Consider the following 267-nt stretch of genomic DNA (forward strand, 5'->3'; position numbering starts at 1 on the left):
GTCTTGTGCGCCGAGAACGACATCAGGTCGACCTTGAGCTTTTGCAGGTCGATGGGCGCCTTGCCCGTCGATTGCGCGGCGTCGACGTGGAACACGATGCCCTTTTCGCGGCAGATTTCCCCGATCGTCTCGATGTCCTGGATCACGCCGATCTCGTTGATCACGTGCATCACGGAAACGAGGATCGTGTCCGGGCGAATCGCCGCCTTGAACGCTTCGAGGTCGATCAGGCCGTTTTCCAGCACCGGCAGATACGTGACTTCATAG

The 267-nt window shown here is 59.2% G+C and carries 1 protein-coding gene; it reads right to left on the minus strand.

Annotation, left to right across the window (positions count from 1 at the left end; genetic code table 11):
• On the minus strand, positions 1-267 hold a 267-nt coding region (locus R2R70_RS20655; RefSeq protein WP_410978999.1), incomplete at both ends, for an aminotransferase class V-fold PLP-dependent enzyme.

The sequence above is a fragment of the Cobetia sp. SIMBA_158 genome, assembly GCF_046566945.1.
GTDB classification, from domain to species: domain Bacteria; phylum Pseudomonadota; class Gammaproteobacteria; order Pseudomonadales; family Halomonadaceae; genus Cobetia; species Cobetia amphilecti.